A 9,724-nucleotide genomic window follows, 5' to 3' on the forward strand; every position below is an offset into this window, starting at 1 on the left:
CGGCGCAACCCGAAGGGCGGCAGTTCTTTTTCGCCAGACTTCGTTGCTTGCTCCTTACAGATCCACTTCGGGATATGCTCGTCGCTCGCGCCTCGTCTGGCCGAAAAATCCCTTGCCGCGAACGTGAGCGTATTTATGAAATGGACCACTTAGGAGGTAGCGGGCGTTTTTTTGTTCGACTTCGACGTCGTGCGATGACGTGAACAAAACTGGATTGCCGGCTTTCAGTTCAGGGCAATTCAAGCACGGCCCGAAAGAACCATTTTCAAGTGCACAGTTCGAGAAGTGTGCACTTCCCGAACTGTGGCCAATCCTGCCATCACTGAACTCAGCTTCTTACGGCTCCGCTATTTCCTCCAAACGATCGCCGGTGACGCGGTAGATGGTCCAGTCCTTCAGGCCCACGGCTCCGAGGCGCTCGTAAAACTGGATCGCGGATTTGTTCCAGTTCAGGACCGCCCACTCGAATCGGCCACATCCGCGCTCTTTGGCGAGCCGGGCGAGATGACCCAGCAATGCCTGTCCGATCCCGCGCCGGCGATACGCGGGTTTGACGTAAAGGTCCTCCAGGTAAAGCCCGGGGCGGCCAAGGAACGTCGAGAAGTTATGGAAGAAAACCGCGAACGCCGCGGCTTCCTCGCCGACACATCCAAGGATAACTTCCGCGCATCGACGCGGGCCGAAAAGCGATTCGCGGAGGATTTGCTCCGTGGCTTCCACTTCATGGGACAGCCGTTCGAACTCCGCCAACTCGCGAATGAACGAGAGCACCAACGGAATGTCCCTCTCGTTCGCGGGGCGGATTGTGAGGTTCATGATTTGCCGAGCTGCTTCTTCAATTCCAGGATTGCTTTCACCAAGTCATTTGAGCCATGTCGCAGAACATCGCAAACGGGCAAGCCCATCTCGCGTCGAACTTTCTCGCACTCCTGCGCCACTTCCGTGTCCGAATATTTTCGGCCATTCACGGCTACACCGATGACGCGGCACGGATGCATGAGGTTGGCCATGGTTTCGTAAAGTTGTTTGAGAGTCGAGAGAGGTGGAATCTTGCACGTGTCCATCCCGGCCACGAATTCGCGCCCCATCTCGTAACACAGAATCAAACCGTCCGGCACGCACCCGTGCAGCAATCCCAGGGTGACGGCCGAATACCGAGGATGAGCCAGGCTTCCTTGGCCTTCGATCAGCAGAATGCTGTGCTGCTGGTTCGCGAGAACGAGTTTCTCGGCCGCGCCATTCACGAAATCTGACACCACGGCGTCGATCGGGCAGCCATCCCCTTCGATTAAGATTCCAGTTTGGCCCGTGGCGACGAACTTCGCGTCGTGGCCCGCTTTCTGGAGCGCCAGGCTGAGTTCGAGGCTCACCACCATTTTGCCGACGTTGCAATCGTGGCCCACGGTGTGAATGCGCAGGCACTGCTCGCGGAGGCCCTGGCGGTGCGCCACGTCGCGCTCTTCATTCTTGCGGACATCCACCAATCTGGCGCCGTGTTGGCGAGCGGCTTGGGCGATCTCCGCGTCCGACGAAAGGAACTCGTGCAGACCCGAGACAATGGTCAACTTCCGGCGAATCGCCTCCAGGATCGTTGCCTTCATTTCCCGGGGCAATTTGCCTCCGGTCGGAGCGATGCCAACCACGACGGTGTTGGCTTCGGGCGCCTGGTCCAGCGAAGCCACGACCGGAATCATTCCGCCCAGTCCGAACAATTCCCGGCTGGCTTTGCCGCGGTTGTTCTCGTCCAGGATCGCGACGACTTCCTGGGGCTTGTAGCGGAGCAGATTGACGGCGGTTTTGGCCGGACCGGGGTTCGTAATCCCGCCCGTCAGGATGATCATTCTTCGCGTCATGAAACGGAGGGCAGGCTTCCAGCCTGTCTGGAGCTTGCTTTGAGCAAGAGCCTTTTAGCCAACTATCCAATTCTGAACAGGCTAAAACTCATGGAGGCACGGATGCGATTAAGAGTGTCCGTCAGCGACTCGGATTGACTTCCCTCTCTGCCCGCGAGGAACGAGGAGGGAGAGAGTTGGAGCGAGGGGTTTATTGGAAACATGAGAGCCGAGCAATGGACCTCCTCTCCCCAGCCCTCTCCTCCCTTCGGGAAGAGAGGGAGAAGACTTCGTTGACCGACAGTTTTTATCGCACCCGCAGGGAACCCTCCGGCTTGCCACGCTGCGACCCCCTGACTACTCTTCCGCCGCGCCTGATGCCCGCGACCCACAACTCGAATTCAGAATCCCGCGCGCCCCATGGCGGTTCCGGCCTGGTTCCTTCGCTCAGCTTGTTCACGACCGTCATGATCGTGGTTGGGGGAGTCATCGGTTCGGGGATTTTCCGCAAGCCCGGCGTGATGGCCGGCCAGGTTGGCTCCACCGAAATTCTCCTGGGCGTCTGGATTCTCGCCGGCGTGCTCACGCTCATTGGCGCCCTGTGCATCGCGGAGATTTCGGCGACTCTTCCGGAGACGGGCGGACAATACGCCCAGTTCGATAATCTTTACGGGCCGTTTGTCGCCTATCTCTACGGCTGGGCGGTATTTGCCGTGATGCAAACGGGATCGATCGCGGCCCTGGCTTATGTGTTTTCGGAATACGCGACGCAATTTGTCCGCCTGCCGGAAATCACCGGCCCGGCCGCGGCTTTCGCGATTCACTTGCCGTTCATCGGCGACATCAGTCCGCTAAAGGAAATCGGCGTGAAAGGACTCGCGACGTGCGTGATCCTCCTCCTCACAGCCATCAATTACCTCGGGACACGATTTGGCGGCTGGGTGCAAAATATTTTCACCATCGCGAAGATCAGCGGCATGGCAGTGCTTTTCCTCGCGGCGTTTCTCCTGCCCTCCGGCGGCACCCTGGCGAACTTGCGGTCCGACAACCCGGCGGTTCAGTTGCAAGGCCTGGCGCTCTGGGCCGCCATCGCCGCCGCGCTCCAAGGCGCCTTTTGGGCTTACGACGGATGGAACAAAGTGACCTACATCGCCGGGGAAGTGCGAGACCCGGTCCGCAACGTTCCCCGAAGCCTGGTCCTTGGCATGACGGCCGTGACCCTAATCTATGTGTCGATGAACATTGCTTACGCCTACGTGCTGCCCAACGAGGTCATGTCCCAATCCAAACTCGTCGCCGCTGATGTCGCCGAGAAATGCGTGTCGGGCGGCGGCAAATGGATTGCGCTGGTAGTCATGATCTCCACGTTTGGCGCCGCCAACGCGACCATCCTGGCGAGCGCGCGCGTCTATTTTTCCATGGCGCACCGGAATGTTTTTCCGAAGGTCCTGGGCGTCGTTCATCCGCGGTTTCACACGCCCGCCGCCGCGCTGATCGTGCAAGCGCTCTGGAGCATTATGCTCCTGTTCAGCGGGACGTTCGATACGCTCACCGACACGTTGATTTTCGTGAGCTGGTTTTTCAACGCCGCGACGGCGTATGGCGTGATTGTGCTGCGCCGCCGGGAGCCGAACGCGCACCGGCCTTACAAGGCGCCAGGCTACCCGTATTTGCCCATCCTCTTCGTTCTCTTCGCCATCATTTACCTGATCCTCACGATTTACTACGACATCACCAGCTATCAGGCTGCCGTGGCTGCCGGCAGACCCGCAATCATCAACTCCGCGCTGGGCGCGTTCCTGGTCGGGGTCGGCATTCCCATCTATTTCTTCTATCGCAAGCGTGCCAAATCGCGAACGGACGCAGTTTGATCGTCTGATCTTTTGATCGCTGCGGTCGGGTGCGATTAAAGGTCTCGGTCAGTCGCGATTCGCTTGGCTTCCCTCTCTCCCCGCGAGGAACGAGTGGGGAGAGAGCTGGAGAGAGGGGTTCTTTGGAAAAGCGAAACCGGACGCACCTCCTCTCCCCAGGCCCTCTCCTCCTTTCGGGAAGAGAGGGAGAAGACTTCGTCGACCGTTTCTCAGCGCTGGCTCTTCGTGAATCAGTTCGTTGGCTTGTCCATCGGATGGACCCGGTTTCCGGCGGGATCAATAATCGTCGGCGTCACGAAGAGGATGAGGTTCTTGTTGGTTCGGGACTGCAACTCGCTCCGAAACAAGCGGCCCAGCAACGGGATGTCTCCGAGGACCGGCACTTCGCGTTGAGGATGGCGGGTCTCGCGCGCGACAAAGCCGCTCATCACGACGGTTTGGCCGTCCCAAAACGAAGCCGTGCCGGTCGCCTTGCGGACGCGGAAGCGCGGCAACGGAGCAACCGCGGTAGCAGGCTGCCTATCGGAAGCCGCGTTGGGTGGTCCCGGATCATCATACCCGAGGAACTCGACCATGCGGGCGTCGATCTCGATCTGGATCGATCGTCCGTCCGCCAGCACATGCGGTGTGATTTCGACGGAAGGCCCGACGGACACGGCCTCGGTGCGATAAACGCCGGCCTTTGGATCGTCCGGCTTTCCGGTGCTTTTAGCCAGTTCGTTCACGACCGTCTTGGGTTGGGTGACTTCGATCTTCGCCTTCCGTCCGCTGAGCGTGGTGACTTTGGGCGCCGCGAGAATGTCCACGCCGCCTCGCTGCTTCAACGCACGGAGCACCGTGGCGAATTGCGCTTCCGTCAGAATTCCGGTCACGGTCGTCACCGCGGCGTTCGTTCTGGGCTCCAGGTTTTCGCTTCCTTGGATGAGAGCCGGGACGGGAATTCTAATCACTTGTCCCTCCTGGATGCGATCGGAGTCCAAATCGGGGTTGAGATCCTTGACTTGTTCTTGCGAAATCCGTCCGCGGCCTTGCCTCGCGAATTCCTCGTCGTAGGCCGCGATAATTTTGAACAGAGTATCCCCTTTCTGGACCTTGTAATCGACGGCCACGCTGATCGGCGAACGCGCTGACGACGGTGCCGTCAAACCGGGCAACCTGTGTCCAAGAAACCAGTCGAATCCCAACGCCCTGGAATCGGCGTCGGATAGCTCGACCCACTTCACATCGATCTGAATTTGCGGCGGCGCGTGGTTGAGGACCTGTAGCGCTTGCTCGATGATGTCGATGTCCTCCAGCGTGGCGCGCACGAACAGAACTCCGGTGCGGTCATTGAAGAAAACGGCCTTTCGCGCATTCGCCAGGTCCTGGGAGGGAAGCGTCACCGACGGACTCGAACTTCCAGGAAATCCGCCGCCTTGCCCAGTCGTCGTTGGCAGATCGACACCCGCCAGACGGAAGAATGACTGCACCGTCTCGTTGTGATTCGTGGGCACAACGACGCCGCCCACGAAGTCTCCCATGGCCTGGCACATCATCTTGAGGAACGTGCTCGGATCGACTCGAAACGTCCGCGTGAACAGTTGCGGCGGGCCGGGCGCACGTTGCGTGATCACCACGGCGTAATCTTCGATGGCGTATTGTAGCGGCTTGTCCGTGACTTTGGTGATGGCGTCGAGCACGTGGGGCAGCTTCACGCTTCACATTACGCAGCGGCGGGTCGATTCGGATCATCACCTTGTTGAGATCGATGGGATCTGGCGCGGACGGACGCGCGGAAGGCTGCCCGGTCACCGGATCGTAAACCACGCCTGGCCCAGCGTCCGTCGGAGGAGTAAGCAGAAAAGAGTTGATGAGGAAATTGAGGCCGGGAGGCGACAACTTCCGCGCCCGTTGGCTCAAATCTTTGACGACATCGCTCAACGCCACGCCATCGTATGTGACTTCGTCCAGGACGATGGATTCGAGTTTGTCCAGAATCGCCTGGCGATGCGGGCTGACAGCGCGCGATTGGTTCGGCGAGCGGTTCCACTGAGCCTCCGCGTTCGGATCTGGCTGAGCCTTTTCAAAGTCCGCCAGCGCTTGCTTGAAGATTGTCTGTATCTCGGACTTCGTGGCTTGGCGCATTTCCTTGATGAAACTCAGATAGGAGAGCGCCCGTTTGTTGTCCGGTTCCAGCTTCAGCGCGCTTTCCAATTTCGCCTCGGCCTCGTCGAGTTTGCCCAGTTCGATGAGAATGCGCGCGTCGTTGATCTGCGCCAAGGCGGTTTGCTTCGATGGGGACGCTGGCGGGGTTTGCGCGGGAGGCGGGTTCGAGAGAATGTTCCCGGCGTCGTCCGCCACCGCCACGTTGCCCGCTTTCAATCCCTCGACCGCATTCGCGACGAGAAAGCGGATGGCATTGACCGTACTGGCGTTGAGCGGCGTGTCTCCGCGGCGTTTGAGGAAAACTTGGGCGTTGTGCCGTATCAGGTCGCCAACCGGATGAGCAATCATGACTTTCGCCGCCTCGACGCCATCCATTTGCGCGATCTGTCGCGACAATTCTCGCTCCAGACCCGACATGAAATTCGTCTGCTGAATGAAGTCGGTGATCTCAACGGGCAGCCGTGTCGAGGGCGCGTTTGTAGTCCCGCCTTTAGGCGGTCCGGCCCGCGTAAACGCGGGATTACGAGCGGCAGCTTCTGCTGACTCGGTGCTTGGCTGTGTGGCGCTGAGAGGCGAACCAGGCCTTGCCGGGGAATTCGCGTTGAGGAACTGAACGGCACGATCGATCTCATTCAGTTCTTCGACCGTGGGCGCCCAGGCGCTGAAATTTCCCGCTGGCGCCTTGTCGTCATGAAAGATCAGCGTGTTTGGCGCTTTGGCAAAAATGCCGCTTTGCCTGAGAAACGCGGTGAAACCGGCAAAGAGGTTCGTCTCGGTGATTCTTTCCCCCACCGATTTTTTCAAGGCCTCCGTCAGGTTTTCCGTGGCCACACTCAGATTCAACTGCAACGTTAGTGAGACGTTCATGACGTTCTGCTCAACTTTCGGAAGGAGTTTTTCAGAACGAGCCTCGGTGTCGCGTGAATCGCGAAGGCTGTCTGTTGATCGATGGTTTGGTTGTCTTGAAGTTTGATGAAGACTGCCGCGCTCGGCTTTTTCTGCGGATCGTCCAGAAGGCGGCTTTCACGGCTTACAATCTTCACCTGCGCCGACTCGATGCCGTCAATCCGGGCAATCACGCGAGCGAGTTCGCCTTCGAGCGCGCGCGTGCGATTGAACTGCAGAACGTAATCGGACATGCCGAAAGCCGGCTTGTCGAAAATCTCAAAGCCAACCTCTTTGCTCCGAGGCATCCCTTTGCTCGCCAGGTGCGTCCGGATTTGGTGAACCTTATCGCCCGGAACGTAAATAGAGGAGCCGTCGCCGGTCAGTCGATGAGCATTGAGTATCCCCAACAGGTCGAGTTCAGCCATGACGCGGCGAGCTTCGGCCAAATCGAGACGAAGGAAGAGCAGTGCGTGATTGGGTGGGGGTGGTTCATTCTGAGTAATCCGACGAGACTTTGATTCTCCCATCTCAGGCGGAGGTGCCTTGCTCAGCTTCTCCTTCAAGTCTCCCTCCAGGTTCGGCCGAATGCTCCGGACGAAATCCAGATAACAGCGCGCCGATTTGAACTCCGGTTCTTGTTTCAGTGCCTCTTCCAGCTTCGCTTCAGCTTCATCCAATTGCCCCATCCCGACCAGCGAGCGCGAATCCTGAAGTAACTCTGCGGCATGGGATTTGTCTTCTGCTATCCGAGTTCGACCCGCATCTGCGGCGTTCAAGGAATGCCGTCCAATCAAGCCCACGGCAGCGACTAACATCAGCGCCGCCGCTCCCGCCAGCCACCAGCCGGAGCGATTGGCTTCCGTCGGCAATCCCGCCAGCCTTCGGATGCGCCGCAGGAGCGATCCGCCGCCCGCCGCCAGTGCCAATCCAGGCGCCGTGCTGCGCAATTCCTCCAACGCTGCCAAAGCTCGGGCGTAATTGACCCGGTCTCCGCACACTTCCACGGTCAGATCATCGCAGCAAAGTTCCCGTTCCTGGTCGATATGGCGCGAGACCCACCAGACGGCCGGATGATAGAAGAGAAGCGTTTCGATCAAGTTTTGCAGCAGGTTGACCAAATAATCGTGACGCTGGATGTGCGCGAGTTCATGTGCCAGGATGGCTTCCAGTTGCGCCGGAGGCAGCCCGGCCAGCGCGCTGGCGGGAAAAAGAATCACCGGCCGCAGCCATCCGATCACGGTCGGCACGGTCACCAGCGCGGATTGGCAAAGCCGCACTGGCCGGCTGACGCGCAGCCTCTCTGAGAGATCGGAAAGCCTTTCTGTCCAGTAAACCCCGAGCGATTCGCACGCCCGGCGTTTGATCTGCCGCACGCGGGCGTAGCCGAGCAGGAGCCGCAAGGAGAGCACGCAAACGGCGCCCAGCCAGCCTGACACAATCCACGGCAAATGCCGTTGGATTCGCGCCGCGAATTCCTCCGGAGAGGTTTCCACTTGGATTGGCCGCGGAATGGCGACCGCCGGGGCAAGATCCATTGCCGAGGTCACGGAGGCCTCTCGAACGGAAGTGATCATCACCGGTGCGGGCTTCAACGCTGTTTTCTCTCGATTCGTCAGGTATGAAAAAGTTGCGAGCGGGCACAGCGTCATCAACAGCATGGCGAGGCAAGCGGCGGTGTATCGCGACTGGGCGGAACCTTTCCGCAATGCGGCTTGCGCCAGGAACGACAACGCGGCAATGAGCGCGCCTTGCCAGAGAAAGTGAATCAGCGCCCAGCCAAGAGCGAGGATCAAGGGGTGGCTCAGTGCGTTCAATTTGACCTCCGTTCCATTTCCTCCAGCAGCTTCCGAATCTCGGCCAGCTCCTCGGCCGAAGCTTTCTTGGCGGACAACGCTTGCACGACCAGCTTTTTGGCCCAGCCGCTGAAGGCGCGATCCAGCAGGTCGGCGACAAGCTGCCGCTGCGTTTCCTCTTCGGCCAGGCTTGCTTCTAGGTAAGGACGCGCTCCACCGCGTCCCTAAGAGCTAAGGATCGCCGAGGCAAATCAGGGACGGAGTGGAATCCGTCCTTACCGGGGCAAGAATGGGCCGGTCCTCCGGCACGGCGATCAACGACCCACGCCGAGTTTCACTGGATTTTGTCCGAGGCCCTGAGCATCATCCGCCCATGAACTTAATTCTATCGACGCATAACGTGACGCTGACCAAGGCCATCGAGGACCACATTATGGACCGGATTAGGAAATTGGAGCATCTGGACCGGTTCGCCATCGACGTCCGCGTCACGCTGGAGCACGATCACAAGAAGATTCCGGAACGCGCTTTCAAGTGTACGATGCGTCTGACCATGCCGGGACCGGACCTTTTTGCCGAAGATTCGGAGCGCGACCTTTATGCGGCGATTGATCTAGTGACGAAGAAAATCGAGCAGCAAATCCGCAAGCGCCACAACAAATACAAAGCCCGCAAGCACACCCTGGCGGCGCAAACCAAGCGCAAGCGGCAGGAAGCGGGAATTCAGTAACCAGTAATCAGTAATCAGTGAGCAGTGAGCGAGGCGTGGCGATCCCGCGCGAGCAAATGGGTTAAGGCGGCTTTTCGTGATTCTTCGCGCCCGAACGATTCTTCCGATCAGCCGGCCGCCCGTGGACAACGGAGCGGTCCGTGTCACCGCCAACCGCATCGCGGCCGCGGGACCGTGGAAGGAGCTTTTCGTCGCATCTCACGAATCCGTGCTCGACCTGGGGGATGTCGCGTTGATGCCCGGATTGATCAATGCCCATTGCCATCTGGATTACACGAACCTGTGCGGATTGATCCCCCGGCCCAAATCGTTCCCGGATTGGATCAAGGCCCTGCTCGCGCTCAAGGCGGAGTGGTCTTATTCGGACTACGCGCAATCCTGGCTCCACGGCGCGAAAATGCTGCTCCGTCGCGGCGTCACCACGGTGGGCGACATTGAAGCCGTGCCGGAGCTGCTCCCCGAAGT

Annotated in this window: 9 protein-coding genes; 3 read left to right on the forward strand and 6 right to left on the reverse strand. The window is 59.4% G+C overall.

Annotation, left to right across the window (positions count from 1 at the left end; all coding sequences use genetic code 11):
• Positions 1-336: 336 nt before the first annotated feature.
• Together FJ398_21890 and FJ398_21895 are read right to left on the reverse strand one after the other, a co-directional pair.
• Entirely contained in the window at positions 337-816 is a 480-nt protein-coding gene (locus FJ398_21890; protein ID MBM3840562.1) for a GNAT family N-acetyltransferase, read from the reverse strand.
• Positions 813-1,853, reverse strand: a complete 1,041-nt coding sequence (locus tag FJ398_21895) for a DUF1611 domain-containing protein (protein ID MBM3840563.1) — start codon at positions 1,851-1,853, stop codon at positions 813-815. Before FJ398_21895 ends, FJ398_21890 begins: the two co-directional genes overlap by 4 nt.
• A gap of 215 nt (positions 1,854-2,068) precedes the next feature.
• Between FJ398_21895 and FJ398_21900 the strand changes: the two genes are divergently transcribed.
• A complete protein-coding gene (locus tag FJ398_21900; GenBank protein ID MBM3840564.1) occupies positions 2,069-3,703 on the forward strand; it encodes an amino acid permease in 1,635 nt (544 codons plus the stop codon).
• Between the two features lie 230 nt (positions 3,704-3,933).
• Here the strand turns inward: FJ398_21900 and FJ398_21905 are convergent, their stop codons facing one another.
• From FJ398_21905 to FJ398_21920, 4 genes are read right to left on the reverse strand one after another with little or no spacing between them, the layout of a single operon-like run.
• Complete coding sequence (locus tag FJ398_21905) at positions 3,934-5,397, reverse strand: LysM peptidoglycan-binding domain-containing protein (GenBank protein MBM3840565.1); 1,464 nt, start codon at positions 5,395-5,397, stop codon at positions 3,934-3,936.
• On the reverse strand, positions 5,030-6,715 hold the full coding sequence (locus FJ398_21910; protein ID MBM3840566.1) for a hypothetical protein: 1,686 nt from the start codon (positions 6,713-6,715) through the stop codon (positions 5,030-5,032). The genes FJ398_21905 and FJ398_21910 overlap by 368 nt, the downstream gene beginning before the upstream one ends.
• Positions 6,712-8,529, reverse strand: a complete 1,818-nt coding sequence (locus tag FJ398_21915; GenBank protein ID MBM3840567.1) for a hypothetical protein — start codon at positions 8,527-8,529, stop codon at positions 6,712-6,714. The genes FJ398_21910 and FJ398_21915 overlap by 4 nt, the downstream gene beginning before the upstream one ends.
• Before the next feature lie 17 nt (positions 8,530-8,546).
• Positions 8,547-8,717 (reverse strand): BlaI/MecI/CopY family transcriptional regulator, encoded by a 171-nt coding sequence (locus tag FJ398_21920; protein ID MBM3840568.1) that lies wholly within the window; start codon positions 8,715-8,717, stop codon positions 8,547-8,549.
• A gap of 74 nt (positions 8,718-8,791) precedes the next feature.
• On the opposite strand from FJ398_21920, the gene raiA reads away from it, so the two are divergent.
• Together raiA and FJ398_21930 are read left to right on the forward strand one after the other, a co-directional pair.
• Positions 8,792-9,259 (forward strand): ribosome-associated translation inhibitor RaiA, encoded by a 468-nt coding sequence (gene raiA, locus FJ398_21925; protein ID MBM3840569.1) that lies wholly within the window; start codon positions 8,792-8,794, stop codon positions 9,257-9,259.
• A gap of 76 nt (positions 9,260-9,335) precedes the next feature.
• On the forward strand, positions 9,336-9,724 hold a 389-nt coding region (locus tag FJ398_21930), incomplete at its 3' end, for an amidohydrolase family protein (GenBank protein ID MBM3840570.1).

It is taken from the genome of Verrucomicrobiota bacterium (assembly GCA_016871535.1).
In the GTDB taxonomy this organism is placed as follows: domain Bacteria; phylum Verrucomicrobiota; class Verrucomicrobiia; order Limisphaerales; family SIBE01; genus VHCZ01.